Origin of the sequence: Pseudomonas oleovorans subsp. oleovorans (assembly GCF_002197815.1) — a bacterium.
GTDB classification, from domain to species: domain Bacteria; phylum Pseudomonadota; class Gammaproteobacteria; order Pseudomonadales; family Pseudomonadaceae; genus Aquipseudomonas; species Aquipseudomonas oleovorans.
On record NZ_NIUB01000021.1, the window covers coordinates 1 to 26,100 of the forward strand.

General features: G+C 62.2%; 25 protein-coding genes and 2 pseudogenes. 16 read left to right on the forward strand and 11 right to left on the reverse strand.

Annotated elements, in window-relative coordinates; translation table 11 throughout:
- Positions 1–237: 237 nt before the first annotated feature.
- Complete coding sequence (locus PSOLE_RS13680; RefSeq protein ID WP_172480663.1) at positions 238–2,286, reverse strand: TonB-dependent receptor family protein; 2,049 nt, start codon at positions 2,284–2,286, stop codon at positions 238–240.
- A gap of 157 nt (positions 2,287–2,443) precedes the next feature.
- Between PSOLE_RS13680 and PSOLE_RS13685 the strand changes: the two genes are divergently transcribed.
- From PSOLE_RS13685 to gntR, 4 genes are all read left to right on the forward strand, one after another.
- Positions 2,444–3,565, forward strand: coding sequence for a gluconokinase, GntK/IdnK-type (locus PSOLE_RS13685; RefSeq protein WP_003459995.1), 1,122 nt, complete (start codon positions 2,444–2,446; stop codon positions 3,563–3,565).
- A gap of 49 nt (positions 3,566–3,614) precedes the next feature.
- Positions 3,615–4,892, forward strand: a complete 1,278-nt coding sequence (locus PSOLE_RS13690; RefSeq protein WP_074858186.1) for a TRAP transporter large permease — start codon at positions 3,615–3,617, stop codon at positions 4,890–4,892.
- A 57-nt stretch (positions 4,893–4,949) separates the two neighbouring features.
- The gene (locus PSOLE_RS13695; protein WP_074858189.1) at positions 4,950–5,963 is read left to right on the forward strand and encodes a TRAP transporter substrate-binding protein; all 1,014 of its coding nucleotides are present in this window, start codon (positions 4,950–4,952) and stop codon (positions 5,961–5,963) included.
- 176 nt (positions 5,964–6,139) lie between these two features.
- On the forward strand, positions 6,140–7,159 hold the full coding sequence (gene gntR / locus PSOLE_RS13700; protein WP_003460001.1) for an HTH-type transcriptional regulator GntR: 1,020 nt from the start codon (positions 6,140–6,142) through the stop codon (positions 7,157–7,159).
- Positions 7,160–7,161: 2 nt separating this feature from the next.
- Here the strand turns inward: gntR and PSOLE_RS13705 are convergent.
- Together PSOLE_RS13705 and PSOLE_RS23750 are read right to left on the reverse strand one after the other, a co-directional pair.
- Positions 7,162–8,155, reverse strand: a pseudogene (locus PSOLE_RS13705) (lipase secretion chaperone).
- Between the two features lie 127 nt (positions 8,156–8,282).
- Positions 8,283–8,396 (reverse strand): annotated as a pseudogene (locus PSOLE_RS23750) (lipase); the annotation flags it as partial.
- A gap of 464 nt (positions 8,397–8,860) precedes the next feature.
- Here PSOLE_RS23750 and PSOLE_RS13710 point away from each other — a divergent pair.
- Positions 8,861–9,169 carry a hypothetical protein gene (locus tag PSOLE_RS13710; RefSeq protein ID WP_074858191.1) on the forward strand — a complete coding sequence of 103 codons (309 nt, stop codon included), beginning with the start codon at positions 8,861–8,863 and terminating at the stop codon, positions 9,167–9,169.
- A 95-nt stretch (positions 9,170–9,264) separates the two neighbouring features.
- On the opposite strand, the gene greB is transcribed toward PSOLE_RS13710, so the two are convergent.
- Genes greB through PSOLE_RS13725 form a run of 3 tightly spaced genes read right to left on the reverse strand, consistent with a single transcriptional unit; the run spans position 9,265 to position 13,004 of the window.
- Positions 9,265–9,762, reverse strand: a complete 498-nt coding sequence (gene greB, locus PSOLE_RS13715; RefSeq protein ID WP_003460007.1) for a transcription elongation factor GreB — start codon at positions 9,760–9,762, stop codon at positions 9,265–9,267.
- 54 nt (positions 9,763–9,816) lie between these two features.
- Entirely contained in the window at positions 9,817–12,321 is a 2,505-nt protein-coding gene (locus PSOLE_RS13720; RefSeq protein ID WP_074858194.1) for an ABC transporter permease, read from the reverse strand.
- A complete protein-coding gene (locus PSOLE_RS13725; protein ID WP_039964563.1) occupies positions 12,321–13,004 on the reverse strand; it encodes an ABC transporter ATP-binding protein in 684 nt (227 codons plus the stop codon). The genes PSOLE_RS13720 and PSOLE_RS13725 overlap by 1 nt, the downstream gene beginning before the upstream one ends.
- 11 nt (positions 13,005–13,015) lie before the next feature.
- Here PSOLE_RS13725 and PSOLE_RS13730 point away from each other — a divergent pair, with 11 nt between their 5' ends.
- From PSOLE_RS13730 to PSOLE_RS13740, 3 genes are all read left to right on the forward strand, one after another.
- Positions 13,016–13,621 (forward strand): arylesterase, encoded by a 606-nt coding sequence (locus PSOLE_RS13730; RefSeq protein WP_003460012.1) that lies wholly within the window; start codon positions 13,016–13,018, stop codon positions 13,619–13,621.
- 90 nt (positions 13,622–13,711) lie between these two features.
- Positions 13,712–13,993: a hypothetical protein gene (locus tag PSOLE_RS13735; RefSeq protein WP_003460014.1), complete on the forward strand. Its 282-nt coding sequence runs from the start codon at positions 13,712–13,714 to the stop codon at positions 13,991–13,993.
- A gap of 70 nt (positions 13,994–14,063) precedes the next feature.
- Positions 14,064–15,020 (forward strand): L,D-transpeptidase family protein, encoded by a 957-nt coding sequence (locus PSOLE_RS13740; protein ID WP_074858197.1) that lies wholly within the window; start codon positions 14,064–14,066, stop codon positions 15,018–15,020.
- 124 nt (positions 15,021–15,144) lie between these two features.
- On the opposite strand, the gene oprI is transcribed toward PSOLE_RS13740, so the two are convergent.
- Positions 15,145–15,396, reverse strand: coding sequence for an outer membrane lipoprotei OprI (gene oprI / locus PSOLE_RS13745; RefSeq protein WP_003239826.1), 252 nt, complete (start codon positions 15,394–15,396; stop codon positions 15,145–15,147).
- Between the two features lie 258 nt (positions 15,397–15,654).
- Between oprI and PSOLE_RS13750 the strand changes: the two genes are divergently transcribed.
- Positions 15,655–17,028: a GntP family permease gene (locus tag PSOLE_RS13750; protein WP_003460018.1), complete on the forward strand. Its 1,374-nt coding sequence runs from the start codon at positions 15,655–15,657 to the stop codon at positions 17,026–17,028.
- Between the two features lie 138 nt (positions 17,029–17,166).
- Positions 17,167–17,439: a GNAT family N-acetyltransferase gene (locus PSOLE_RS13755; protein WP_003460019.1), complete on the forward strand. Its 273-nt coding sequence runs from the start codon at positions 17,167–17,169 to the stop codon at positions 17,437–17,439.
- A 97-nt stretch (positions 17,440–17,536) separates the two neighbouring features.
- On the opposite strand, the gene PSOLE_RS13760 is transcribed toward PSOLE_RS13755, so the two are convergent.
- The gene (locus PSOLE_RS13760) at positions 17,537–18,613 is read right to left on the reverse strand and encodes a 3-deoxy-7-phosphoheptulonate synthase (RefSeq protein WP_039964564.1); all 1,077 of its coding nucleotides are present in this window, start codon (positions 18,611–18,613) and stop codon (positions 17,537–17,539) included.
- Between the two features lie 195 nt (positions 18,614–18,808).
- Complete coding sequence (locus PSOLE_RS13765) at positions 18,809–19,222, reverse strand: PilZ domain-containing protein (RefSeq protein WP_074858200.1); 414 nt, start codon at positions 19,220–19,222, stop codon at positions 18,809–18,811.
- Here PSOLE_RS13765 and PSOLE_RS13770 point away from each other — a divergent pair.
- From PSOLE_RS13770 to cysB, 5 genes are all read left to right on the forward strand, one after another.
- The gene (locus tag PSOLE_RS13770; RefSeq protein WP_074858203.1) at positions 19,221–19,607 is read left to right on the forward strand and encodes a YbbN family protein; all 387 of its coding nucleotides are present in this window, start codon (positions 19,221–19,223) and stop codon (positions 19,605–19,607) included. The two genes, PSOLE_RS13765 and PSOLE_RS13770, sit on opposite strands and share 2 nt — an antisense overlap.
- The gene (locus PSOLE_RS13775; RefSeq protein WP_074858205.1) at positions 19,607–20,563 is read left to right on the forward strand and encodes a putative 2-dehydropantoate 2-reductase; all 957 of its coding nucleotides are present in this window, start codon (positions 19,607–19,609) and stop codon (positions 20,561–20,563) included. The genes PSOLE_RS13770 and PSOLE_RS13775 overlap by 1 nt, the downstream gene beginning before the upstream one ends.
- Before the next feature lie 2 nt (positions 20,564–20,565).
- Positions 20,566–21,471 carry a 5'-nucleotidase gene (locus tag PSOLE_RS13780; RefSeq protein WP_003460025.1) on the forward strand — a complete coding sequence of 302 codons (906 nt, stop codon included), beginning with the start codon at positions 20,566–20,568 and terminating at the stop codon, positions 21,469–21,471.
- 129 nt (positions 21,472–21,600) lie between these two features.
- The gene (locus tag PSOLE_RS13785; protein ID WP_074858208.1) at positions 21,601–22,101 is read left to right on the forward strand and encodes a universal stress protein; all 501 of its coding nucleotides are present in this window, start codon (positions 21,601–21,603) and stop codon (positions 22,099–22,101) included.
- A gap of 105 nt (positions 22,102–22,206) precedes the next feature.
- Entirely contained in the window at positions 22,207–23,181 is a 975-nt protein-coding gene (cysB, locus tag PSOLE_RS13790) for an HTH-type transcriptional regulator CysB (protein WP_003460027.1), read from the forward strand.
- Positions 23,182–23,240: 59 nt separating this feature from the next.
- On the opposite strand, the gene PSOLE_RS13795 is transcribed toward cysB, so the two are convergent.
- Positions 23,241–23,861 (reverse strand): phosphoadenosine phosphosulfate reductase domain-containing protein, encoded by a 621-nt coding sequence (locus PSOLE_RS13795; protein ID WP_074858212.1) that lies wholly within the window; start codon positions 23,859–23,861, stop codon positions 23,241–23,243.
- A gap of 170 nt (positions 23,862–24,031) precedes the next feature.
- On the opposite strand from PSOLE_RS13795, the gene thrH reads away from it, so the two are divergent.
- Entirely contained in the window at positions 24,032–24,649 is a 618-nt protein-coding gene (gene thrH, locus PSOLE_RS13800; protein WP_003460030.1) for a bifunctional phosphoserine phosphatase/homoserine phosphotransferase ThrH, read from the forward strand.
- A 61-nt stretch (positions 24,650–24,710) separates the two neighbouring features.
- Here thrH and pabB read toward each other — a convergent pair whose 3' ends face one another.
- The gene (gene pabB / locus PSOLE_RS13805; RefSeq protein ID WP_039964565.1) at positions 24,711–26,054 is read right to left on the reverse strand and encodes an aminodeoxychorismate synthase component I; all 1,344 of its coding nucleotides are present in this window, start codon (positions 26,052–26,054) and stop codon (positions 24,711–24,713) included.
- Positions 26,055–26,100 lie beyond the last annotated feature (46 nt).

Genomic DNA, 26,100 nt, shown 5'->3' on the forward strand with positions numbered 1-26,100 from the left:
GGTCTGGGCGCTTAGCTACCGCAGGCGACACATCAACGGAACCAAGCTCGCTGATGCTGTTTGTCAGTAGGCAGGAACCGCCGTATACGGAACCGTACGTACGGTGGTGTGGGAGGACGGCGGGGGTAACCCCGTCTCCTACCCGATTTTGAACGCGTGCGTATCCGGCGCCTTACCCCACAAGTGGGGCAGAGGGTCTCAGGACCGGGTATTGGATGCGCGCATGCTTCGCCAAGCTCAATCGAACTGGTACTGCACGCCCGCGCCAACATACCAGGCGCGCTCCGGGCCGGGTTCGTAGTAGCGGCCGTTGCGGTCACCGACTATCACCGAGCCGATGTATTCGCGATCCAGCAGGTTGTCGATGCGTAGCACCTGGTTGAAAGTCATTGCACCGACCTTCTGCTCGAAGCGTGCCTGCCAGTTGAACAGTGCATAGCTGGGCGCTGCCTTGGCAGTATTGCTGTCTTCGACGTACAGCTTGCTGCGGTACAGGCCTTCGACTGCGGTGCTGAACCAGCCCACCGGCTGCCAGGCGAGTTCACCATACAGGGTGTTGGCGGGAATGCCTGGCATGTGCTTGCCGGATTCTACGAGTTGATTACGACTGGTGAAATCCTTGCTGTAAGTGGCGTCGATGTGGGTGTAGGCGAGGTTGGCGCGCAGGGTTTCGCTCAGATGGCTTTCCAGGGAAAGCTCAAGGCCACGGCGGCGGGTTTGGGCGGCGTTCTGGAAGCTGTTGCGGCCACCACTGGCCGATGCTACGACCAGCTCGTCGTCGGTATCGATCTGGAACAGCGCCACTTGCAGATTGGTGGCCTCGGCCAGACGGGCTTTCAGCCCAATCTCGAACTGCTCGCTAGTTGCAGGTTTCAGATCGAAGCCGAAGCTGTTGCCTGGGCCTGAGTAGGAGAGTTCGTTGAGCGTGGGTGTCTCCAGCCCCTTGCCCCAACTGGCATAGATATTCAGATCTGGCAGCAAGGCGTAACTGGCGCCAAGAGTGGGCGTGAGCTTGCGGTAGGTGACCGAGCCGCTGTCGTCGCCATTGCTCAGGAAGCGGTCATCCACGTCGAACTCCACCTGGCTGTGGCGCAGCCCAGCCTGTATCTCTAGCTTGCCCAATTGCCAGGCTGCCTGCAGATAGGGCGACAGACTGGTGACCTCATTACGCTCGTCGCGGCGCAGATCGCCCTTCACACCGAGGGTGTCACCGACGAAGTTCTCGTAGCCCTGACGGTCATCGCGCGAATAGTCGTAGTCCAGGCCGGTGGTGACGGTCAGCAGGCTGCTACCCAGGTCGAACGATTGAATCCAGCGGTTGCCGATACCGTGGAAGCGGCGCTCGAAGTCGATCACTCCGCCGGAGTGGCTTTGTGGTGCTTGAAAGTTTGGGCGAATCGACTGGTACTGAATCACCCGCCGTGTCCCGCTGTACAGCGTGCTTTGCCAGATGCCAGCGGCAAAGCTGCGTTCGTAGTTGAGACCGAATTGACGATGATCAACGGTCTTGCGCGTATTGAACTCCAGAGCGCTAGGCGCGGCAGCACGCCGGTTGGCTTTTACATCTTTCCACTCCAGCCCCTGCGGGTCCTGGGTGTCGTTCTGATCCAGTTCGCTGAAGCTCAGGCTGAGCTTGCTGAGGTCATCCGGGTACAGGGTCAGCTTGGCAAAGGTCTTGTCGAGGATGGCGCCGCTGTGGTCGCGGTAACCGTCTGTCTCGAAATGCGAGCGGTTGATGATGAAACCGGCTCTGTCGTTGCCGCCTTCGGCCGAGACGCGGGTACGGCTGGTGCCGTAAGCGGCCTGGGAGGTGTCGAGCGCGACCTTGGGGGCACCTTCGCCATCGCGCGAGAACAGCTGGATGACACCACCGGAGTTGCTGCCGTAGACGCTGGCGAATGGCCCACGCAGGACCTCGATGCGCTCCAGGGTGTCGAGGTCGAAGGTCGCCGCCTGGCCCTGGCCGTCCGGATTGGACAGCGGCACACCATCAGCCAGCAGCTTGATGCCACGAATACCGAAGGCCGAGCGGGCGCCAAAGCCGCGTGAGGATATTTGCAGATCCTGCGCATAGTTTTGCCGATTCTGCACCACCAGTCCCGGAACGCTGCCGAGTGCTTCGGAGAGGTTGACGCCGGTTTTGCCCAGTGTGGCCTGTTCGGCATCGATGCGGTTGACCGAGAAGGGCAGTTGCCAGCCGCTGGCCAGATAGCGGCTGCCGGTGATCACCAGTGGGTCGGCCTGGTAGGTGGCGTTTTCGGCCTGTGCAGCCAGTGGCAGGAACAATGCGGGCAGCCAGTAGCGGGCCAGCGCTGGGTGATAGCCATTAGCGGAAATGCTCTACGAAATGTTGCCGAAATAGGGTTGTCGGATGATTTGGGTAGCGCTGACATTTGGATCAAACAATGAGCGGCGCCACCTCGATGGTGCCCATGGAGTTCCCATGCAACAGCAGTCTTGCGCATTGGCCGCCCGTACCACCCTGGTGGTCATGGGGGTCAGTGGCTCCGGCAAGAGCGAGATCAGCCAGGGGGTCGCCACCGCACTCGGTTGGCGCCATATCGAAGCCGATCATTTCCATCCTCCCGAAAACATAGAGCGCATGCGCGCGGACAACGCGCTGAGCGACGAAGACCGTCGCCACTGGCTGGATGCACTGTGCGAGCAGATTCAGGGCGCGCAGGCCGCAGGTGAATGCTTCGTGCTGGCCTGCTCGGCGCTCAAGCGCGCTTACCGCGAGCGCCTGCGTCAGGTGGTTCCGGGGTTGCAGTTCGTGCATCTGGATATTGATCACGCCACCGCGGTGCAGCGTGTCGGTGCTCGGCCTGGACATTTCATGCCGACTTCTCTGGTCGACAGCCAGTTCGCCACCCTCGAAAGCCCGGCAGGTGAACCATACGTACGAGTCGTCGATGCGCAGCAGTCGCGGCAAGCGTTGGTGGCCGATATCCAGGCCTGGGTTCGTCGCGAAGCCACGGAGGCCGTGTCGAGCCAGGCCCAGGATATGCTCGATAGCGAAATTGATAGCGCTAACCAAGCGGCCCAGCTAGGCGCCGAACCGATCTATGAGGGTCGCATCGCGCGCATGTTCGATCGCCTGACCGATGGCCTGATGGCGGTGCTGATGGCCTTCATGGTGGTGGCGGTGTTTACCAATGTGGTGCTGCGCTACGCCTTCGGCACCGGCTGGCCGGGCGCCGAGGAGCTTTCACGGTTGGCGTTCGTCTGGCTGGTCTTCGTCGGTGTGGCCTCTGGCATGCGGCGGGGCGAGCTGATGACATTCCGCATGATTCGCGACCGCTTCCCACTGCTGGCGCAACGGCTGGTGGATTCACTGAGCTGGATTCTCGTGGCAGGAGCGAGCCTGCTCTCGGCCTTGGGTGCTTGGAATCAGGTGCAGTTCGGTTGGGGCAACGTCAGTACGGTGGTTGGTTACCCAGTGGTGCTGGCGATGCTACCGGTGCTGGCAAGCATGCTGGTGCTGGCGATTCTCGCCGTGGTGCAGTTGATCAACCTCTGGCGGCGTACGCCGCAGCCGGCCCTGAGTGAGGCGCACGTCGAATGAAGCTGGCTCCATTCCAACAAGACGGGCACTGCCCACCGAGGACCTGCCGATGACTGTCGCGGTATTTCTTTCTTCCCTGCTGGGGTTCATGGCATTCGGCATGCCCATCGCCTTTGCCCTGATCCTTACCGCGGCCGTACTGATGTGGTACCTGGATTTCTGGGACGTGCAGTTGCTGGCGCAGAACCTGCTCGCCGGCGCTGACAGCTTCCCGCTGCTGGCGGTGCCGTTCTTCATCCTGGCCGGCGAGCTGATGAACGCCGGCGGCATTTCCCGGCGCATCATCGCCATGGCGCAGGCCTACTTTGGCCACCTGCGCGGAGGCCTCGGCTACGTTGCCATTGCGGCCGCCGTGCTGCTGGCCAGCATGTCCGGTTCGGCACTGGCCGATACTGCTGCGCTCGCCACCCTGCTGTTGCCGATGATGCGTCAGCGCGGTTATCCGGTGCATTCCTCGGCGGGCTTGGTAGCCGCTGGCGGCATCATCGCGCCGATCATTCCGCCGTCGATGCCGTTCGTGATCTATGGCGTGGTCACCAACACCTCCATCAGCCAGCTGTTCATGGCTGGCCTGGTGCCGGGATTGATCATGGGCGCCGGCCTGATCGTCGCCTGGACGCTGATCGCTCGCGACTTCACCGAGCCTACGCCGCCCAAGGCTACTGCTGCCGAGCGTCGCCGCGTGCTGATCGACGGCGCCGCTGCCCTGATGCTGCCGGTGATCATCGTTGGCGGTCTGCGCTTCGGTATCTTCACGCCCACCGAGGCCGCCGTGGTAGCCGCCATGTACGCGCTGGCCGTGTCCACCTTGCTCTACCGCGAGTTGAGCTGGAACGACCTGATGGAGACCCTGACCCGTGCCAGTCGCACCACGGCGTCGGTGATGTTCCTGTGCGCCGCGGCGACGGTCTCGGCCTACATGATTACCCTGGCGCAGTTGCCTGACGAAATCGGCGCCATGCTCGGGCCGCTGGCCGAGCACCCCAAACTGCTGGTACTGGCGATCATGCTGCTGATGATCGCGGTGGGCATGGTGCTGGACCTGACGCCGACCATCCTGATTCTGGCGCCAGTGCTGGCGCCCATCGCGATCAAGGCAGGGGTCGATCCGGTGTACTTCGGCGTGATGTTCGTGCTGATCGGCTCCATCGGCCTGATCACGCCGCCTGTGGGCACCGTGCTTCACGTCGTCGGCGGTATCGGCAAGTTGCACATGGAGGTGCTGGTACGCGGCGTCATGCCGTTCTTCATGATCTATCTGATCATCGTCGCGCTGCTGGTGGCATTCCCGTCCATCGTCACCGTGCCGTTGGCCTGGTTGCGCTGAGTTGACCCAGCGGCGCTGGCGCGCCGTCATCCTTTACAACAATAAGAGGTAGACCCGATGAAACGTCCACTGCTCGCCATCCTCGCTGCTGCCATGCTTTGCAGCCCGCTCGCCAGTTTGACCGCCCATGCCGATGACGTACGTTCGCGCATGATCCGCTTCGGTTACGGTCTCAACGAGAACAGCAACCAGGGTCGTGCGGCCAAGCTGTTCGCCGAAGAGGTGGCCAAGGCTTCCGACGGCAAACTCAAGGTGCGCACTTTCGTCGCCGCCAGCCTGGGTTCCGACGACCAGATGCAGAGCGCGCTGATCGGTGGGGCGCAGGAAATGATGGTCGGCTCTACCGCGACTCTGGTGGGTATCACCAGAGAAATGGCCGTGTGGGACACGCCGTTCCTGTTCAGCAGTGCCGAGCAGGCCGATGCCGTGCTCGACGGCCCGGTGGGGCGCCAGGTCATGGACAAGCTGGAAGAGAAAGGCCTGGTCGGGCTGGTGTATTGGGAGAACGGCTTTCGCAACCTGACCAACAATGCCCGGCCCATCACCAGGCTGGAGGACTTTTCCGGGGTCAAGCTGCGCGTGATGCCCAACCCGGTGTTTCTCGAAACCTTCAAGCTGATGGGCGCCAACGCCGTACCGCTACCGTTCTCCGAGCTGTTCACCGCGCTGGAGACCAAGGCCGTCGATGGCCAGGAAAACCCTTTCAACACCATTCTTTCCTCGAAGTTCTACGAGGTGCAGCAGTACCTGACCGTGACCAACCATGTGTACAGCCCGTGGATCGTCACCGTGTCCAAGCGCTGGTGGGACGGCCTGTCGCCAACCGAGCAGAGCATCCTGCTGGAAGCGGCAAAGAAGGCGCGCGACTTCGAGCGCCAGGACACCCGTGAGGAAGCCGCCCGTGCGTTGGCCGAGCTGAAAGACAAGGGCATGCAGATCAACGAAGTGGCGCCGGCCGAGGTGCAGCGCATGCGTGAGCAGGCCGCACCGGCGATCCAGAAGGTCGTCGACACGGTTGGCCAGCAGCTGTTCGATCAGGTCCAGGCTGAAGCCGAAAAGGCCGCTCTATAAGGGCTGGCCCAGGAATGGCGGCCAGTACGCCGCTGATGCTGGGCGGGCTCGCAGTTTTGCGGGGCACGCAGGTGGTAACGCTCCTTGCATGGTGGCGTTACCCCGGGCGGCGTGTCCCGCGCTTTATTCAACGGCAGCGCTGGTAGAATCATCCGCTGCTAACCAATGGAGGCGCTATGACTCAACGCCGACGCCGATCTGCCGAACGTGTCACCCTGTCCGATGTGGCCAAGGCCGCGGGCTGCTCGTTGATGTCCGCTTCGCGCGCGCTGTCGCAGCCGGGGCGGGTGTCTGATGCGCTGCGCGAGCAGGTGATGCGCGCGGCCCAGGCGCTGGGTTACGTGCCCAACCCGGCAGCGCGGGCATTGGCCAGTTCACGCTCGAACCTGGTGGCTGTGGTGATCCCGTCGCTGTCGAACTCGGTGTTCGTCGACACCGTGGAGGCCATCCAGCGGGTGCTGATGCCGGCCGGCTTCGAAATGATGATCGGCGTCAGTCACTACCGGGTCGAGGAGGATGAGCGCCTGTTGCGTTCCTATCTGGCGCACCAGCCAGCGGGTCTGCTGCTTACGGGTTTCGAGCGCAGCGACGCGGCGCGCGAAATCCTCGGCGCCAGCAGTTGCCCGTTGGTAACGCTGATGGAGCTGAGCGAGGAGCCGGAGGATTACTGCGTCGGCTTCTCTCAGGTCGAAGCCGGCGCCGCCATGACCCGTGCCCTGGTGCAGCGTGGTTACCGCCATATCGCCTTCGCCGCAGCGCAGCTTGACCCGCGCACCTTGCAGCGTGCAGAAGGCTACCGACAGGTGATGCGCTACCTCAATCGACATGATCCGGCGTTGGAGTTGCTGACACCGCAGTTGTCATCCATCGGCTTGGGCGCCGAGTTGCTCGATCGCCTGCTGGCGCAGCAGCCGCAGATTGATGCGGTGTTCTTCAACAACGACGACCTGGCCATGGGCGCGCTGTTCCGCGCGCGTCAGCTGGGCCTGGACGTGCCGGGACGCCTGGCCATCGCCGGTTTCAACGACCTGCCGGCAGCGGCCTGGATGCATCCGGCGCTGAGCACGGTACGTACCACGCGTGGGCGTATCGGCGAGCTGGCGGCGAACATGCTGCTGGCGCTGATGCGTGGCGAAATGCCGGAACAGCACTGCATTGACGTCGGTTTCGAACTGGTGATGCGCGACAGCGCCTGAGGCTACTGCTTCTTGCTGGCGGCTGCCAATTGCTCGGCGGCGTCCAGGCGCAGGCGTTCACGCTCATCGAAACGTTCTGCAGCCAGCGCCTCGATCGCCGCGCGCTTGTCGCCGCTGCTGAGTCCCTCATTGACCTGAATCTTCGCCTTGGCAGTGATGTAGTCATCCAGGCGCCGCTGCCAACTCTGTCGTTGGCTATCCAGCGCCTCCAGGCGCGTGGTGGCTTCGGCGCCTACCAACTGCTGACGCATCTGGCGGATCTGCGCCGCGCTGGCGCCTTCGGCCTGCAGGCGTGCGGTGTGCTGCTGCAGCTCTTCAGGCAGGGATGCGCGCAGGCGGTCGACGGCAACGCCTTTCTCCTCTGCGCTCATTGTGCTGTCGTACTGGATGGTCAGGCGCTCCAGGGTGACGCGGTTGTAGCCTTCCTCACGGGCGAAGAAGGCCTGGTGGGTTTCGCTGTCGAACAGTCTTGCGCGCAGGGTCTGCACGACGGTCTCGCGCTGGCGCATGGCATCCAGGCTGGCCATTTGCGGCAGGTCGCGCTCCAGCAGCACCAGCTCACGCTTGTAGCTCAGGTATTGCTCCAGCAAGGCCTGCGCGGGCCCGTGCAGGTTCCTGCAATTGGCTGTCGATGTAGTTGCGCAGACGTGACACGCTGGCATCCAGGCTTTCCTCGCCGATGCTGGCGAGGAAGTAATCGAAGATCCGGCGGATGTCTTCGCTGATGATCAGATTGCCGGCAGCGTCCACGCGAAAGCTGCCGTCGACTTCGGTGCCGACGAAGGAGCTGGGCAGGGCCAGCGTCGTGGCCTTCTTCTGTGTGTCTTGGTCGGTCGGTGTTAAGGCCTCTGCAGCCGGAGCCTGCACGGGCTGCGTAGCCGTGGCAGTGGCGGCGGGAGGCGTGAATTGGGTCGGTTGGTGTCCGGGTTGCAGGTAAAGCATCAACGCCAGGCCGGCAACGATCAGGAAAGGCAGGGCGGACAGGGTTTTCTTCACGGCAGCTTCCATTAAGGCGTTCGAACCATTGCTCAGCGCTGGTACCTCGCAGGGTGCGCCGAGCGCACCGAAATGCCGACGTTCCCAGCATCCGGTGCGCACGGCGCAGCCTACGAAGCGCAGCAGTTCAGAGCCCGGCGTTCTTCAGGCGGTTGGCGTGCTGGCGGTAGACCGTCACCGGGTCGGTCTCGAACAGGCTGGTCAGGCCCAGGGTCTGGTTAACCTCGTCGAGGTGGTTCATTACAGATCACGCCCATTCCGTGGCGCGTACGGCGCAAGAACGATCGCAGGAAACATGCCATCGTCCTGCAGTTTCCGGCGAACCCTCTATACAGGCGCCTTCCGGGGTTTTCGGGCGACTTGGCCTCGATATCGCTGCGTACTTTCTGTTACGTGCCGAAACGTCAGGTCGCGCCGAGGGCCGCAATCGATCTGGCCAGGCGGGGCGTCCAGGGCCAGGAACGGGTCTTTTGAGCGGATGGAAATGCGCGGACTGACCGTCGCCCAATCGAAGGTTGGGGTCGAAGTGGGGGCGCCTTGACAGTTTGCCGTGGGCTTCTCTAGGATGCGCCCTGCGCCGATTTAAACAGCTACTTGCGGGGCGCCACAGGGGGTTGTCATCAACGCCTGAAATTCCGCTAAAGCGCTGGTTCGGTGTCGCCTCTCACCGCTGCCCAGCGGGATTTTCGAGGCGGAGACTCGACCATGATCTGTCCCCAACCCTTTATTCGTCTGGCGCCCATCACCTCGGGCCTGCTGCTGCGCAACTCGCGTGTGCTGCTGGGCGGCAGCCACCAGCCCACCTTGCTGCGCTATCTCGAAGGCTGGCCCAAGCGCTGGGCCGGGTCGCGTGCCTTTCGCATCCAGTTCGTGCAGAACGGCGAGTCGCTGAGTCGTTTTGCGCGGGACAGCTTCGACCTGGCGGTGATCCAGGCCCCCAGCGCCGAGGACGTGGCACAAACCGTCGGTGAGCTGGTGCGGGTGGCGCGTCAGGGGCTGATCACCCGGCGCTAGTTGGGCTGTGGGGAAGCCGGCCATCTGCGTAGGAGCGAGCTCTGCTCGCGAAGCTTTTTAAGCGCCAGTATTCGCGAGCCGAGCCCCTACAGCACCTACGGATATTCGATCTCGACGATGTAGCAGGTCTTCTCACCACTGGGGCTGTGCACCCGCACTTCGGCGTCCAGCTCCTTGCCGACCAGGGCGCGGGCCAGAGGCGAGTCGATACTGATCAGGCCCTGTTTCAGGTCCAGCTCGTCGGGGCCGACGATGCGGTAGCGCGACTGTTCGCCGTCTTCGTCTTCGATGGTGACCCAGGCACCGAAGTACACCTTGTTCGGATCGGACGGCTTGTCGCTGACGACCTTGAGCTTTTCCAGACGCTTGGTGAGAAAGCGCACGCGACTGTCGATCTCGCGCAGCATCTTCTTGCCGTAGGTGTATTCGGCGTTCTCCGAGCGATCGCCTTGGGCCGCCGCTTCGCTGACCGATTGCGTCACCTGTGGCCTGCGCACATGCCACAACTCGTGAAGCTCGGCACGCAGGCGCGCTTCGCCCTCTGGCGTGATCAGTGGTGTACCGGCAGGGCGAGGGGGGCGATAGCGGCTCATGGTGTCTCGGGGATGAAGAGGGGCGCCAAGTTTAGCAAACCCCTCTCACGGTTCTCAGCCTTCGCGTAGCACGCTCAACGGGCTGGCATTCAGTGCGCGGCGGGTGCCGAGCACGCCGGCCAGACCGATCAGCAGCGCGCCGATCAGTGGCAGAAGAAGCAGCCAGGGGTGCGGTTGCCAGCTCATGTCGAATGCATAGCGATAGAGCAGAAAGCTCACCAGCTCGCAGCCCAGCGCGGCCAGCAGGCCGGCAGCCGCGCCGAGCAGGCCGAACTCGGCGCGGCGAGCGCTGATCAGCAGCTTGCGTTCGGCGCCCAGTGCGCGCAGCAGCGCGCCCTGGCGAATGCGTTCATCCAGGGTTGCCTGCAGCCCGGCGAGCAGCACGGTGATGCCGGCGGCGAGCACGAACAGCAGTACGTACTCGATGGCCAGGGTGACCTGAGCGAGGATGCTGCGCAGTTGCGCCAGCAGGGCGTCGACCTGCAGCAGCGTCACGCTGGGGAAGGCGCGGCTGAGGGCTACCAGCTCCGCGTCCTGGCCGGGCGGCAGGTAGAAGCTGGTCAGATAGGTGGCAGGCAGGTCCTGCAGGGTCTGCGGCTCGAAGATCATGTAGAAGTTGGGCTGGAAACTGTCCCAATCCACCTGGCGCAGGCTGGTGACCTGCGCGTCGCGTTCGATACCGCCGACATTGAAACGCAACTGGTCGCCGAGCTTCAGTTGCAGGCTTTCGGCCAGCTCGGATTCGACGGAAACGCCAGGCAGCTCGCTGGCGTGCGCGGCGCCCCACCAATTGCCAGCGGTGATCAGGTTGTCGGATGGCAGATCCTCGGCCCAGGTCAGGCTCAGGTCGCGCTGAATGGCCCGCTCGCCGCGACTTTCCTTGGTTACCAATTGGCGCACCGGCTCGCCGTTGATCATGATCAGGCGACCCGGTACCACCGGATACAGCGGCGCCGGGTGTGGAGACAGTTCAGCCAGGCGCGCGGCGAAGGCATCGCGCTCGGCCGGCAGCACGTTGAGCGCGAAGTGATTGGGCGCGTCCTCCGGCAACTGGTCCTGCCAGGTATCGAGCAGCTCGCCGCGCAGCAGGGCGATCAGCGCCATGGCCAGCAGGATCAGACCGAAGGCCAGCGATTGTCCGGCTGCAGCCAGCGGATGGCGCAGCAACTGGCCCAGACCCAGGCGCCAGGGCAGGGCGGCGCGTTGCAGCAGGCGGCGTAGGCTTTGCAAGCCGAGCAACAACAGGCTGCCGAGCAGCAATGCAGCGAGTAGTCCGCCACCCAGCAGTGCCAGCGTCAGGCGCAGATCCAGGCTCAGGCGCCACATGATCAAACCCAGTGCGATCAGCGCTGCGCCGTAGACCAGCCAGGAGCTGGCCGGTAGCGGCAGCATATCGCGGCGTAGCACTCGCAGCGGTGGCACGCGGCCGAGTGCCGCCAGCGGCGGCAGGGCGAAACCGGCCAGCGCCACCAGGCCGGTGGCCATGCCGGCCAATGCGGGCCACAGGTTGGCCGGCGGCAGATCATCCGGGATCAGGCCACGCAGAAGATAGAACAGCGCGTGCTGACCAGCCCAGCCCAGTAGCGCGCCGATCACGCAGGCAACCAGCCCGAGCAACGCCAGTTGCAGGCCGAACAGGGCCAGCGCTTCGCGTCGCGACAGCCCGAGGCAGCGCAGCAGGGCGCTGGCGTCGAAGCGCCTTGCGGCGAAGCGTGCCGACGACAGTGCCACTGCTACGCCGGCGAGCAGCACCGCCGCGAGGCTGGCCAGGTTCAGATAGCGTTCGGCACGGCCGAGGGCGCCGCCTACCTGGCGATTACCGTCACGGGCGTCGTCCAGGCGCTGATTGGGCTCCAGACCGGCTTCGACGGCCTGGCGGTAGGCGGCCAGGGTGTCGGCATCGCCGCGCCAGAGTTCGCGGAAGCGCACGCGACTGCCAGGCTGCACCACCTCGGTGGCGGCAAGGTCGTCCAGGTGCATCAGCACGCGCGGCGTCAGGCTGTAGAAATCGCCAGCGGTGTCCGGGTCATAGGTCAGCACACGGCTCAAGCGCAGGGTTTTGGCGCCTATTTCCAGTTCATCGCCAATCTTCAGATTCAGCGCGACCATCAGGCGTGCTTCGGCCCAGGCTTCTCCGGGGCGCGGGCCGGAACCCGCTTCCTCTGGTGCGTAGGGTTCGGCAGCGCTCCTCAGTTCGCCGCGCAGCGGATAACGGCTGTTGGCTGCCTTTACGCTGGCCAGCTGAATGCCATCCGCAGCGGCAACCACACTGGAAAACTCCACCGCCTGGGCGTGATCAAGGCCCAGCTTGAGCCCTGCGTCTATCTGTTCCTGGCTGGCGGGTGAGCTACCGCTCAGGCGGAGATCTGCGGCGAGAAACTCACTGGCGCGCAGCAGCATGGCGTCATTCAGGCGTGCGCCGAAATAACCGATGGCGCTGCTGGCGGCCACCGCGACTAGCAAGGCGAAGAACAGCACCCGCAACTCGCCGGCGCGGGCATCGCGCAGCAGTTGGCGGGCAGCGAGCGAAAACAGGCGAGTGACGGGCACGCGTTTCATCAGGGCTCCACGCGTTCGATCAGGTGTCCGGCTTCCAGGCGAATCAGGCGCTGGCAGCGGTGCGCCAGGCGTTCGTCGTGGGTGACCAGCACCAGGGTGGTCCCGCGTTCCTGGTTGAGCTGAAACAGCAGGTCGCTGATGCGTTCTCCGGTGTGGCTGTCGAGGTTGCCGGTGGGCTCATCGGCGAACAGCACGTCCGGTTCTGCAGCGAAGGCGCGGGCAATGGCCACGCGCTGTTGCTCGCCACCGGATAGCTGGCGCGGGTAGTGCGTCAGACGTTGCCCCAGACCGACGCGTTCGAGCAGAGCTCGGGCGCGCTGGCGGGCATCGGCGTGGCCTTCCAGCTCCAGCGGCAGCATCACGTTCTCCTGCGCGTTGAGGCTGTCGAGCAACTGGAACGACTGGAAGACGAAACCCACATGCTCGGCGCGCAGGCGCGCACGCTGGTCCTCGTCGAGCTCGCTGAGGTTGTTGCCGGCCAGCAGTACCGCGCCGCCGCTGGGCAGGTCGAGGCCAGCCAGCAGGCCGAGCAGGGTGGATTTTCCGGAGCCAGAGCTGCCGACGATGGCCAGGCTATCGCCTTTGTTCAGGTCGAGGTCGAGGTCATGAAGGATTGTCAGCTCGCCTTCCGTGCTGCTGACCACTTTGCTAAGGTTCCGCGCAGCGAGAATGCTCGAGGTCATGGAGATTCCAAATGCGTGCATGGTGGCTGAGTGGTGCCTTGGCCCTGATGTTCTGGGCTCAGGGAGCGGTGGCAGGCACCCTGCTTGTGGTCGGCGATAGTATCAGCGCCGCTTTTGGCCTGGATAGCCGCCAGGGCTGGGTCGCCTTGCTGGAAAAGCGGCTGAGTGAAGAGGGTTTCGAGCACTCGGTGGTTAATGCCTCGATCAGCGGCGACACCAGCGCAGGCGGCGCTGCGCGGCTCTCTGCGCTGCTTGCAGAGCACAAGCCGGAGCTGGTCATCATTGAGTTGGGTGGCAATGACGGGCTGCGTGGACAGCCCCCTGCGCAATTGCAACAGAATCTTGCGTCTATGGTCGAGCAGTCGCAGCAGGCAGGAGCCAAGGTGCTGCTTCTGGGGATGAAGCTGCCACCCAATTATGGCGTGCGTTACACCACGGCTTTCGCCCAGGTTTTCACTGATCTGGCGGAGCAGAAGCAGGTGTCTCTGGTGCCGTTCTTCCTTGAGGGGGTGGGCGGTGTACCGGGCATGATGCAGGCCGACGGCATTCATCCGGCCGAGGCTGCGCAGGAAATACTACTGGATAATGTCTGGCCGACGCTCAAACCCATGCTCTGAGTCGGTTTTGAGTGCAGCACACTGCAACGAGCAAGGCTTTTCCGCCTCGAGCCTTTCGGCTAATGTGGCCGGCCTGTCACGGAGCCCCAGATGCCGCGTCTCGCCTGGTCCCTATATGCCTATCAATTGATCGAGCCGGATGAGCAGCTGGATCTGTTCGCCTGTCGTGAGGTGCGTGTGCATCTTGTGGCTCGCCAGTTGCGTCTGGGCGGCCATGCTGATCGGACATTGTGTGGCGGTTTGTTACCGGCCCGGCCACGCTGGCAGGCACTGGAAAAGCCCTGGCTGCGCGATAGTCGACTCTGTGCCGCCTGTTTGGCGACGCTCGAGGCGCAGCGGCAGGGTCTGTGCTCGAACTGGGCGGACGGCTGAGGCCTGCCCGCTGTTATAAACGCGGTGTACAATCGCCGCCATATCTTTCCATTCTCAGGGGACATACCGGATGTTGTCGCGCTTCTCTGCGGTCAACCGCTGCCTGACGTTGCTCGCACTGTGCTGCAGTGCCACGGTGCAGGCTCTCGAACTGCCATTGCCGCCGCCAGGTGAGGATGTGGTGGGCCAGGTACAGGTGATCAAGGCCAAGTACGAGGATACGTTCGCCGATCTGGGAACGGCCAACGATCTTGGCTACCTGGAAATGGTCGCCGCCAACCCCGGTGTCGATCCCTGGCTGCCGGGTGAGGGAACCGAGATCATCCTGCCGACCCGCTATGTGCTGCCACCTGGCCCGCGCGAAGGTATCGTGATCAACCTGGCCGAGTACCGTCTGTATTACTTCCCGAAAGGGCAGAATGTGGTGCACACCTTTCCGTTGGGTATCGGCCGTGAAGGCTGGGGCTCGCCATTGGGAACCGGGCGTGTGACCGTCAAGACGCCGAACCCGGCCTGGTATCCGCCCAAGTCGATTCGCGAAGAGCACGCTGCCGAGGGCGACATTCTGCCCACCGTGGTGCCGCCTGGCCCGGACAACCCGTTGGGGCCGTACAAGATGACGTTGTCCTTCCCGGGCTACCTGATCCACGGTTCGAACAAGAAGTTCGGTATTGGCATGCGCGTCAGCCATGGCTGCTTCCGCATGCTCAACCATAACGTGCTGGAACTGGCAGGCATGGTGCCGGTGGGAACGCCGGTGCGCATCATCAATGAGCCCTACAAGTTCGGCGTGAGTGGCGACAAGGTCTACCTGGAAGCGCATGCACCGCTCGATGATGAAGGTGTTCCGTCGGTTGTCGACAAGCACACGGCCGTGATCAACGCCCTGCTCAAGCGCGACGAGCTCAGCGGTCTGCGTCTTGACTGGGACATGGTACGCGAGGTGGTGGCTGCCGAAGACGGTATGCCAGTACCGATTGCCGCGCAGACCGAGCAAGTCGTTGCGAGCAGTGACAACCCGTTCTGATTCGATACCGTAGTCTACAACCCGCCTGCATTCGTGTTGGCGGGTTTTTTATTGCCTGGTCAGCGCCGCCCAATAAAAAAGCCGCACCAGTTGCCTGGGCGGCTTTCTAAAAACGAGTCGCAAATTACTTGCGGCTTGCTTTTTCCAGCATGCGCAGAGCGCGCTCGTTGGCTTCGTCAGCGGTCTGCTGAGCTTTCTGAGCGGCGGCCAGAGCTTCATCAGCCTTGCGGTAGGCTTCGTCGGCACGGGCTTGAGCGCGGGCAGCTGCGTCTTCGGTAGCAGTCAGACGAGCTTCGGTTTCTTTGGACATGCTGCTGCAACCGGTAGCCAGAACTGCGGCCAGAGCCAGAGCAGAGAATTTCAGAACGTTGTTCATCGTGTTCCCCTTTAGGTGGAGTTTTCCATAAAAAGCAATTTCCCTACTGTGGGAAATTAGCCGGCGTACATACTACCTATTACTTTTAGTAAGTAAACGGAGCCAAGGCAAGAGTTGCAGTTTTTTTTCTGCGCGCAGGGTGCCGCCCAAGGGGGTTGGCTAAAAAACACTCAGTTACGCAATCGCAACAGTGCAACGCTTTTACCAGCTGTTATAAATGCCCCAGCTTTGCAACTAAAACAAAAAGAGGGAACGCAGATGCTTGGGAATTTGGGGCTGTTGCTCGGTTTGGCGTTACTTATCTTCATGGCGTTGCGTGGGGTGAATATATTCATCGCGGCATTGCTTTGTTCCATTCTGGTGGCGTTGAGCAATGGTGTAGCGGTACCGGGAGCGTTACTCGAGCATTTTCCTTTTGGTCCGTTGGGCGCCTTTACCTTCGCCGGCAAGTTCTTCGTGCTGTTTCTCTGCGGTGCGATCTTCGGCAAGGTCATGGCTGCCAGCCAGGCCGCCAGCAGTATCGCTCAGGCCATCACCCGTGGGCTGGGCACGCAACGCACGCTCTGGGTGGCAATGCTGGTATGTGCCGTGCTGACCTATGGCGGGGTCGTGGTGTTCGTAGTGATCTTCACCATGTATCCGCTGGGCATCACCCTGATGCGCGAGGCCAATCTGCCCAAGCGGCTATTCTGTGCTGCCACTGCGCTGGGCTCTGGCACCTTCACCATGACGGCGTTGCCTGGCTCACCTTCGATTCATAACGTGATCGCCGCCAGTGCGCTGGGGACCGATCTGTTCGCCGGTGCCTGGATCGGTTTGTTCGCATCGCTGGTGATGATCGTTCTGGGGATGGCCTATTTGCAGCGCGAGTGGCGTCTGGCGCGTGAGCGTGGCGAGGGCTTCGAGCCCAATGCTCAGGATGAGCGCATGCAGCAGTTGGCCGGCACGCCCGGTAGCGGGCCGCACTGGGGGATGGCGCTGGTGCCGATCATCGTGGTGCTGGGGATCATTCTGTTGCCGCGCTTGCTCGCCTTAACAGGTATGGCTACGCCTGGTGAGAGCGCGCTGGGAGGCTTGCTGGCCTTCAGTCAGGCGCAGCCGATTCTCTGGCCCAGCCTGGCCCTGGTGATTGCCACAGGGGTGGCCGTGATGCTGTTCCCGAGCCTGCGCCGTAACACGGTCAGTCTGCTTGGGCAGGGGGCCGATGATGCGATCATGCCGCTGCTCAATACGGCTGCGGTGATCGGTTTTGGCGGTGTGGTGACGCAGACTGCGGGTTTTGCCCAGTTCGCCCAATGGATATTGGCGGTGGATCTGCCGCCGCTGCTGTCGGTGTTCGCTTCGGTCAGTGTGGTTTCCGGGATCGTCGGTTCGTCTTCCGGTGGCCTGCAGATTTTCATGCAGACGCTGGCGCCCAGCTACCTGGAAATGGGCATCGAGCCTGAGGTGTTGCACCGTATCGCCAATATTGCTGCGGGTGGATTGGACTCGCTGCCGCACTGCGGTGCGGTGATCGCCATGCTGATGATCATGGGTTTGACGCACAAGCAGGCCTACAAGGACATCTTCGTCATCACCGTGTTGATTCCAGTGGTTGCCGTATTGCTGTGCATTGCACTTCTGAGCCTCTGAACCTGTGCAGGCAGTCTGTGTCCGCAAGGCCGGGTCTTGAAGGGAATGCGCTGAAATGTAAATTTACGCTTTCGTCGACATGCGGGTATGAGGTAGAAATAGGTGCGCCGCTAACGGTTTGCGGCTTGAGGAGAGAAGATGAGCGAAGGGCTTTCCATCCATCACGACCAGACGAGTCATCAGTTCGTGACGACCGTCGATGGTGATCGCGCCTATCTGGCCTATATGGATCTGGGCAAGCAGACGCTGGATATCTATCGCACCTTCGTCCCCAATACCCTGCGCGGGCGCGGTATTGCCGCCGCGCTCACCGAGCATGCCCTGCAGTATGCCGAAGGCAAAGGCTATACGGTGATTCCCTCCTGTTCGTATGTTGAGCGCTACATGGAACGCCGTTCGCGGCACCAGTAGAGTCGGCTCGGCAGGGGTGGGCTGAAGCCCACCCTACGTTGAGCGCAGATATGAAAACGCCGGGCAATGCCCGGCGTTTGTTTTGCTGCGCTACCGCTTAGCCGCGAGGGCGCTTGGGCAGCACATCCTTGAGCTTGGCGTGCATGCTGCGCAGGCTCTTCTCGGTGGTATCCCAGTCGATGCAGGCATCGGTGATGGATACGCCGTACTTGAGGTCGCACAGGTTCTTCGGAATCGACTGATTGCCCCAGCCCAGGTGGCTCTCGACCATCAGACCAACGATGGAGTTGTTGCCCTCGAGGATCTGGTTGGCCACGTTCTCCAGCACCAGCGGCTGCAGGGCCGGGTCCTTATTGGAGTTGGCGTGGCTGCAGTCGACCATGATGTTTGGACGGATGCCGGCTTTGGTCAGTTCCTGCTCACAAATGGCCACACTGACCGAATCGTAGTTGGGTTTACCGTTGCCGCCGCGCAGTACCACGTGACCGTAGGCGTTGCCCTTGGTGGTGACGATGGACACGCCGCCTTCCTGGTTGATGCCGAGGAAGCGGTGTGGGCTGGAAACCGACTGCAGTGCATTGATCGCCACGGTCAGACCGCCGTCAGTACCATTCTTGAAGCCGACTGCCGAGGACAGGCCCGAGGCCATTTCGCGGTGGGTCTGGGATTCGGTGGTGCGCGCGCCGATGGCCGACCAGCTGATCAGGTCCTGCAGGTACTGCGGGGAAATCGGGTCGAGCGCCTCGGTGGCGGTGGGCAGGCCCATTTCCGCCAGGTCGCGCAGCAGCTTGCGGCCGATGTGCAGACCGTCCTGGATCTTGAACGAGTCATCCAGGTAGGGGTCGTTGATCAGGCCTTTCCAGCCGACCGTGGTACGCGGCTTCTCGAAGTACACGCGCATGACCAGGAACAGGCTATCGGACAGCTCGGCAGCTAGCACCTTGAGGCGCTCGGCATATTCGTGAGCGGCCTTGATGTCGTGGATGGAGCAAGGGCCGACGACCACGAACAGGCGATGATCCTTGCCGTCGAGGATGTCACGTACCACCTGGCGACCATGGGCAACGGTCTTCAGTGCAGCATCGGTCAGGGGGATTTCGCGTTTGAGCTGATCGGGGGTGATCAGCGTTTCGTTGGAAGCGACGTTGAGGTCGTCGATCGGTAAATCAGCCATCGTGCTATTCATCGGGTCAGGTCGTCAGGTCACGGGTGCCGGCCGCCAGCGATCCCCTATGGCGGTGCACAGCTAGTTGGTGCAGGGGGAGCCGAACCTTAGCGCGTACGGGGCTGCGCGACAATGGGCGTGAAGTCCAATGAGCCTCATAGATTGGCAGTATGAGGTGGCGTTTTGCTCCTGCAGAGGTTTTTTTCAGGCGAGATAGGGAAACTCCGCAGCATGCTTGGCGATCCAGTCCTGAGCGCATTGCTCGATGGCCATGGGCTGGCCCGACTCATGTTCGAGTTGTTGTCGGTAATGCTGGATCTGGCAGACCTGCTCGACCATACGCGCACGAAACAAGGTGTCTTCATCGATGAAGGCGATGCCCACCAGATAATCCCCCTCCTGTCGCCGGCACCAGGCCACGACGCCGGGATAGCGTGCCTGGTCGCCTAGTAGGGGAATACGTAGCTCCACCGAGGTACCGCGGCGAAACCCCCGCGACGAGTTGCACGCGACGCCGCCGAGGCTGATATTGTTCAGCCGCTGCCGAGGAATGCAGGCTTGTTTGCGCTGCACCAGTTCAACCGGCATGTCGCTTGGATGACGCAGAAACTTACGCATGAACACCGACCTTGAATGCAGGCAAACTGACATCACTGAATTCAGTATAGCGACGCAATTGGAATTGACAGATCTGGATGCCGACCGCCGGCTACTCGATCTTCCCGGCACCTCGCTACTGGTGTTCACAAGCACGGGCTGTGCCAGTTGCCGCTGGGCACGTCAGGCCTTGCCTGGCATGCCGCTGCCCATAGAACGCCTGTGCTGGGTCGATGCCGGACATAACGCCGGACTGGTGACGCGATACGAGGTATTCCATCTACCGGCGCTGTTTCTGGTCAAGGACGGTCATTTCTTTGGCGCATTGCACACGCGTCTTACCCATTCCGATCTGGTTAACGCCATGGGCGAGGCCCTGCTTCGCCCGGCTGAGGAGCTTCCCTGATGTCTCAATACCCTGCGCCACGTATCGGCATCATCGGCACCGGTGCCATTGGCGGTTTCTACGGAATGCTGCTGGCTCGCGCGGGTCATGACGTGCACTTTTTGCTGCGCAGCGAGTACGGCGCGGTGGTCGAGCGAGGCCTGCAGTTGAACAGCGCGGTACATGGTGCACTGAACCTGGCGCCGGTACAGGCCTACCAGCATGTCGACGAGATGCCACCGTGCGACTGGTTGCTGGTCGGTGCCAAGACCACGGCCAATGCCGAGCTGGCGCCGCTGATTGCCAAGGCTACAGCGCCAGGTGCCAAGATGGTGCTGCTGCAAAATGGCCTGGCAGTGGAAGATGAGCTGCGCCCACTGTTGAGCGATGACCTGCATCTGTTGGGCGGGCTCTGTTACATCTGCGTTCATCGCAGTGCGCCGGGCGTGATCGAGCATCAGGCGCTGGGGGCGATCAACCTGGCCTATCACTCCGGACCGTTGACCGACGATGAGGCGCGATTGGCGCTGGCCGAGGAGGGCGCCAGCCTGCTGCGCAGCACCGGCCTGGATTCGGCGGCGATGCGTGATCTGGCGCAGACGCGCTGGCAGAAGTTGGTGTGGAACATCCCTTATAACGGCCTGTCGGTGCTGCTCGATGCCGATACACGGCGCCTGATGGGTAATGCTGACAGCCGCGCACTGATCGCTGACATGATGCAGGAAGTGGTGCAGGCTGCTCAGGTACTGGGCTACGTCATGCCGGACAGCTATGCGGACAAATTGCTGACCGCCACACAGCGCATGCCCGATTACCTGCCGAGCATGTACCACGACTTTGCCCAGGGGCGACCGGCCGAGCTGCACGCCATCTATGAAGCACCTCTGGCGGCTGCCGATGCCGCGGGTTTCGATATGCCCAAGGTGCGCGCCCTGTATCAGGCGCTACGTTTCATTCAGGCTCGCCGGGAGGCCTAAGCATGGGTAAGGGGCTGGGGGACAAACTGGTGCTGGCGATTTCCTCGCGGGCGCTGTTCGATCTGAGTGAAAGTCACCAGATCTACGAAAGCGAAGGGGTGGAAGCCTATCGCCGCTATCAGATCGAGCATGAAGACGAAGTGCTGATGCCGGGCGACGCCTTTCCGCTGGTGGAGAAGCTGCTTGGGCTGAACACACGGCTCAGCGAACAGCGCGTGGAGGTCATCCTGGTGTCGCGTAACAGCGCCGATACCGGGCTGCGTGCGTTCAACTCGATCCAGCACTACGGGCTCGGCATATCCCGCGCCGCCTTCGTCGGCGGCCGTAGCCCCGATCCTTATCTGGCGGCCTTTGGCTGTCATCTGTTTCTGTCTACTCATGCCGACGATGTGCGTAATGCACTGAAGGCCGGTTTCGGCGCAGCCACGCTGCTTTCCGGTGGCGCGCGGCGGGCGAACAGCAACGAACTGCGCATCGCCTTCGATGGCGATGCCGTGCTGTTCTCCGACGATTCCGAGCGCGTCTACCAGAGTGGCGGTCTCAACGCCTTCCAGGATCATGAGCGCGAAGCCGCAAGGCAGGCGCTGCTGGGTGGGCCTTTCAAACCCTTCCTGGCGGCACTGCACAGCCTGCAGCAGGAGTTTCCCGAGGCAGACTGCCCGATCCGTACGGCGCTGGTTACCGCGCGTTCGGCGCCGGCACATGAGCGTGTGATTCGCACCCTGCGGGAATGGAACATCCGTCTGGATGAATCCTTCTTCCTTGGCGGGCTGGACAAGTCGGCGGTGCTGGAGGCCTTCGCTGCCGATGTGTTCTTCGATGACCAGACCGGACACTGTGAAAAAGCTCGTCAGGTGGTAGCGACCGGTCATGTCCCCCATGGCGTCAGCAACGAGTTGGTGCCCTGAGCCTGAGCCGATGCAGGCGCTCAAGCGCCTGCATATAGCCATTCGTCCTAAATAACGCTGCCAATCTTGCTTTGTCTGATGCGCTGCTAAGCTCAATGAAGGGCCTGCGCCAGCAGTCGAGGAGGCCGTGTGATCCGTTCGATACTCTATGCCACCGATCTGGGGCTTTATGCTTCCTATGTGCTGCAGCACGCCCTTGCCATGAGCCGTAGCTTCAAGGCTGATCTGTATGTGGTGCATGCGGTTGAACCCATGGGGTTGTTCGCTGAGTCCGTCCTGCAGACCTACCTGGACGAAGGCACCCTCGGCGAGTTGCGCCGTAATGGGCTTGGCACTGTCATGAGCAGTATCGAGCAGCGTGTGTTCGAAGGGTTCCGTGATGAGCTGGGGGAGGGCCAGCAGGATCTGCAACTGATTCGAGCCGTGCGCGTACTGCAGGGCGACCCGCCTGCGGTGATTCTCGAGGAGGCGCAGAAACTTGGGGTGGATCTGCTGGTCGTAGGCAGTCATAGCCATGGCACGGATCTGACCGTACCGCTGGGGCGTACGTCCGCACGGATCGTGCAGCTATCGGAAGTGCCGGTGTATCTGGTGCCCATGCTGCAGCATCGCGGTCATGGGGATTTGTAAATGGGGTACCTAATAAAACGTTCTAGGCTGTTCGATTAAACCAATAATATGGTTATATACGGCATTGGCAGTTGTTGGCCTGCCTTACTGCTCTGAGGGAAACATATGAAGCTTCAGCAATTGCGCTACATCTGGGAAGTTGCGCACCACGACCTCAACGTATCGGCTACCGCTCAGAGCCTGTACACCTCGCAACCAGGGATCAGCAAGCAGATTCGCTTGCTCGAGGATGAGCTGGGCGTGGAAGTCTTCGCCCGCAGCGGCAAGCATCTGACCCGCGTAACTCCGGCGGGTGAACGCATCATCACCACGGCCGGTGAGATCCTGCGCAAGGTCGAAAGCATCAAGCAGATCGCTCAGGAATTCTCCAACGAGAAGAAGGGTACGCTGTCCATCGCCACCACTCACACCCAGGCGCGTTACGCCCTGCCTCCGGTGATCAGTGCCTTTATCAAGCAGTACCCGGATGTTGCCTTGCACATGCACCAGGGGACGCCGACGCAGATCGCCGAGATGGCCGCCGATGGCAGTGTCGATTTCGCCATCGCCACCGAAGGCCTTGAGCTGTTCAACGATCTGATCATGATGCCGTGCTACCGCTGGAACCGTTGCGTGGTGGTACCGCAGGGCCATCCCCTGACCAAGCTGCCGAAGCTGACCCTCGAGGCTCTGGCCGAGCACCCCATCGTCACCTACGTGTTCGGTTTCACCGGGCGCTCGAAGCTGGACGAAGCCTTCAGCCATCGCGGCCTGACACCCAAGGTGGTATTCACTGCTGCTGACGCTGACGTGATCAAGACCTACGTGCGCCTGAACCTGGGGGTGGGCATCGTGGCCAAGATGGCGGTCGATGCCAAGCTCGACCCTGATCTGGTGGTGCTCGATGCCGATGACCTGTTCGAGCCCAGTGTGACCAAGATCGGCTTTCGTCGTGGCACCTTCCTGCGTGGCTTCATGTGTGACTTCATCGAGCGCTTCGCCCCGCACTTGACCCGCGACATGCTGGCCAAGGCCGTGCAGTGCCATAACAAGTCCGAGCTCGAAGAGCTGTTTGCAGGTGTCGAGTTGCCCATGCACTGACACCGCAGGTGTCACGAAAAATGGCGCCTATAAGGCGCCATTTTGTTTTTGTACGCAGATCAGTGGTTCAGGTGCAGGCCGCATTCGCGATTGTCTTCGCCCTTGGTCGGATCGAAGTAATCGAATTCGTTCGGCAGGTCGTGGGCGACCAGGTACTGATACAGATCCTTGGAGGTCCAGTGCAGCAGCGGGGCGACCTTGATCAGGCCGTCCGGGTTGATGCTGATAGGGGCCATCTGCGCGCGCACGGCGGTGTCGGTGGCACGCAGGGCGGTGAACCAGACGCTGGGTGCGGTCTCGCGCAGGGCGCGGGCGAAGGGCTCGAGCTTCACTTCCTCGGTGAACGCGGCGTGGCGCGGATCATCCAGGCCAGGCACCGGGCCGTCGATGGCCTCGCGGTGCGCGCGTGAACGCTTGGGCAGGTAGATGATCAGGTTGAGGCCCAGCTTGCGGGTTACCTCGTCGGCGAAGCGATAGGTGGCTTCGGTGTTGTAGCCGCTGTCCATCCAGACCACCGGGATATCCGGTTTGACCTGGCTGACCATGTGCAGGATCACCGCTTCGAAAGGGCGGAAGTTGGTGGTGCAGATGGCGGGTTTGCCCAGCCCTATGGCCCACTGCACCAGCTTTTCAGGCTGGTTGCCGAGTTCGGCGTTGAGCGCGTCCAGGTCGAGTTCCATGGTGAGGATTCCAGATCGTGTGCGTGAAGGTGCGATGGTAGCAAAGGCCGGTTATGCAGCTAAATAACTAGCTGGATGGTAGAGCTTCAGTATGGTTATAAGCCGTCGCATTGCGCCCACCAGGCTCAGCGGCTAGAGTGCCGGCTTTTGGCTCAACCGAGGAGTGGCCTGTGGAAATCGCGTGTCTCGACCTGGAAGGCGTACTGGTCCCGGAAATCTGGATCGCCTTTGCGGAAAAAACCGGTATCGAGTCGCTCAAGGCGACCACCCGCGACATCCCCGATTATGACGTGCTGATGCAGCAACGCCTGCGCATTCTCGATGAGCACGGCCTGAAGTTGAAGGACATTCAGGACGTGATCGCTACCCTGAAGCCGCTCGATGGCGCAGTGGAGTTCGTCGACTGGCTGCGTGAACGTTTTCAGGTGGTGATTCTCTCCGACACCTTCTACGAGTTCTCCCAGCCGCTGATGCGTCAGCTCGGTTTCCCGACTCTCCTGTGCCACCGCCTGATCACCGACGAGAACGATCGTGTGGTCAGCTACCAGCTGCGCCAGAAGGATCCCAAGCGTCAGTCGGTCATCGCCTTTAAGAGTCTGTACTACCGCGTTATCGCGGCCGGTGACTCGTACAACGACACCACCATGCTCAGCGAAGCCCATGCCGGCATCCTGTTCCATGCGCCGGAAAACGTGATTCGCGAGTTTCCGCAATTCCCGGCCGTGCATACCTACGAGGATCTGAAGCAGGAATTCCTCAAGGCATCGAACCGCAAGCTGAGCCTGTAGCTGACGTAGTGCGGGTGTAACCCGCCATCGCAATCTGGCGGGTTGCACCCGCACTACGTTTCTAAAGCCCCTCCAGCGTCTCCAGCAATACCTTCACCTTGGTGATGGATTCCTGGTATTCGGCCTGCCAGTTGGAGTCGGCGACTATACCGCCGCCGCCCCAGCAACTGACCTTGCCGTCCTTGACCAGCAGGCTGCGAATGGCGATGGAGCTGTCCATCTCACCGCGTACGTCGAGATACAGCAAGGAGCCGCAATAGAGCCCGCGCCGTGTCGGCTCCAGCTCATCGATGATCTGCATGGCGCGGATCTTCGGTGCGCCGGTGATGGAGCCACCAGGGAAACTGCAGGCGATCAGGTCCAGCGCATCCTTGCCGGGCGCCAGCTCGGCGGTGACGCAACTGACCAGATGATGCACGTTGGGATAGCTCTCCAGGGCGAACAGCTCCGGTACTTTCACCGAACCGATGCGGCAGCTGCGGCCCAGATCGTTGCGCAGCAGATCGACGATCATCAGGTTCTCGGCGCGGTCTTTGCTGCTCGCCAACAGCTCCTGCGCCTGCGCTTGATCATCGTCGGTGTCATCGCCGCGGCGCCGAGTGCCCTTGATCGGACGGGTTTCCACCTGACCGCTGCTGACCTTGAGAAAGCGTTCGGGCGACAGGCTGAGAATGGCGTCGCCATCGCCCAGGCTCTGAAAACCCGAGAAAGGCGTGGGGCAGGCCTGGCGCAGTGCGAGGTATGCCGCCCAGGGATCACCCGTGCAGGGCGCCTGGAAGCGCTGGGCGAAATTCACCTGATAGCAATCGCCAGCGAGGATGTAGCCCTGGATGCGCTCGATCGCCTGGCGATAACGGTGCTCGTCGATAGCGGCCTGGAACGGCTGAGTCAGTCGGAAGGGCGCGAGTTCCTCGTCATGCGCTGCTTCGAACAGCATCCGCAGGCGCCGGCGCTCTGCCTCCGGCAGCGCCGGGTGAAACAGCAGGGTGCTGGTACCCAACTGGTGATCGCTGATCAGTGCCCAGGCGTAGAGACCGAAACGGGCATCCTCGAGATCGAGATCATCGACGCTCTGTTCGGGCAGCACTTCCAGGCGGCGGCCGAAGTCATAAGACAGGTAGCCGATCAAACCACCGACGAATGGCAGCTCCTGCTGTGCTGGAGCCTCGGCGGGGCCGAGGCTCTGCAATGCGCCTCGCAGACGTTGCAGAAAGCCGTTGGCCGATTCGTCGGGCGTGGGCGCCAGTTCTGCCAATGGCCAGGCGCTCATAAGGTCATAGCGTCCACGCGTGGCATTCGGTCGTCCGGCATCCAGCAGTACGGCGCCGGGGGCCTGGCGAATGCGCTGGAAGTAGTCGCTGGGGTCGGTGCGGTAAGCAATAGGGTGCAGAGAGCAGCTGGGCATGCGTGGCAGTCGAATGGGTTGAAAGAGCGATTGTAGTCCGCCGCTA

Bases quoted from the DNA above. Each gene is read 5' to 3' on its own strand.
- PSOLE_RS13685 (WP_003459995.1), top strand. From the start codon at position 2,444: ATGCAACAGCAGTCTTGCGCATTGGCCGCCCGTACCACCCTGGTGGTC.
- PSOLE_RS13690 (WP_074858186.1), top strand. From the start codon at position 3,615: ATGACTGTCGCGGTATTTCTTTCTTCCCTGCTGGGGTTCATGGCATTC.
- PSOLE_RS13695 (WP_074858189.1), top strand. From the start codon at position 4,950: ATGAAACGTCCACTGCTCGCCATCCTCGCTGCTGCCATGCTTTGCAGC.
- gntR (WP_003460001.1), top strand. From the start codon at position 6,140: ATGACTCAACGCCGACGCCGATCTGCCGAACGTGTCACCCTGTCCGAT.
- PSOLE_RS13710 (WP_074858191.1), top strand. From the start codon at position 8,861: ATGATCTGTCCCCAACCCTTTATTCGTCTGGCGCCCATCACCTCGGGC.
- greB (WP_003460007.1), bottom strand. From the start codon at position 9,762: ATGAGCCGCTATCGCCCCCCTCGCCCTGCCGGTACACCACTGATCACG.
- PSOLE_RS13720 (WP_074858194.1), bottom strand. From the start codon at position 12,321: ATGAAACGCGTGCCCGTCACTCGCCTGTTTTCGCTCGCTGCCCGCCAA.
- PSOLE_RS13725 (WP_039964563.1), bottom strand. From the start codon at position 13,004: ATGACCTCGAGCATTCTCGCTGCGCGGAACCTTAGCAAAGTGGTCAGC.
- PSOLE_RS13730 (WP_003460012.1), top strand. From the start codon at position 13,016: ATGCGTGCATGGTGGCTGAGTGGTGCCTTGGCCCTGATGTTCTGGGCT.
- PSOLE_RS13735 (WP_003460014.1), top strand. From the start codon at position 13,712: ATGCCGCGTCTCGCCTGGTCCCTATATGCCTATCAATTGATCGAGCCG.
- PSOLE_RS13740 (WP_074858197.1), top strand. From the start codon at position 14,064: ATGTTGTCGCGCTTCTCTGCGGTCAACCGCTGCCTGACGTTGCTCGCA.
- oprI (WP_003239826.1), bottom strand. From the start codon at position 15,396: ATGAACAACGTTCTGAAATTCTCTGCTCTGGCTCTGGCCGCAGTTCTG.
- PSOLE_RS13750 (WP_003460018.1), top strand. From the start codon at position 15,655: ATGCTTGGGAATTTGGGGCTGTTGCTCGGTTTGGCGTTACTTATCTTC.
- PSOLE_RS13755 (WP_003460019.1), top strand. From the start codon at position 17,167: ATGAGCGAAGGGCTTTCCATCCATCACGACCAGACGAGTCATCAGTTC.
- PSOLE_RS13760 (WP_039964564.1), bottom strand. From the start codon at position 18,613: ATGGCTGATTTACCGATCGACGACCTCAACGTCGCTTCCAACGAAACG.
- PSOLE_RS13770 (WP_074858203.1), top strand. From the start codon at position 19,221: ATGAACACCGACCTTGAATGCAGGCAAACTGACATCACTGAATTCAGT.
- PSOLE_RS13765 (WP_074858200.1), bottom strand. From the start codon at position 19,222: ATGCGTAAGTTTCTGCGTCATCCAAGCGACATGCCGGTTGAACTGGTG.
- PSOLE_RS13775 (WP_074858205.1), top strand. From the start codon at position 19,607: ATGTCTCAATACCCTGCGCCACGTATCGGCATCATCGGCACCGGTGCC.
- PSOLE_RS13780 (WP_003460025.1), top strand. From the start codon at position 20,566: ATGGGTAAGGGGCTGGGGGACAAACTGGTGCTGGCGATTTCCTCGCGG.
- cysB (WP_003460027.1), top strand. From the start codon at position 22,207: ATGAAGCTTCAGCAATTGCGCTACATCTGGGAAGTTGCGCACCACGAC.
- PSOLE_RS13795 (WP_074858212.1), bottom strand. From the start codon at position 23,861: ATGGAACTCGACCTGGACGCGCTCAACGCCGAACTCGGCAACCAGCCT.
- pabB (WP_039964565.1), bottom strand. From the start codon at position 26,054: ATGCCCAGCTGCTCTCTGCACCCTATTGCTTACCGCACCGACCCCAGC.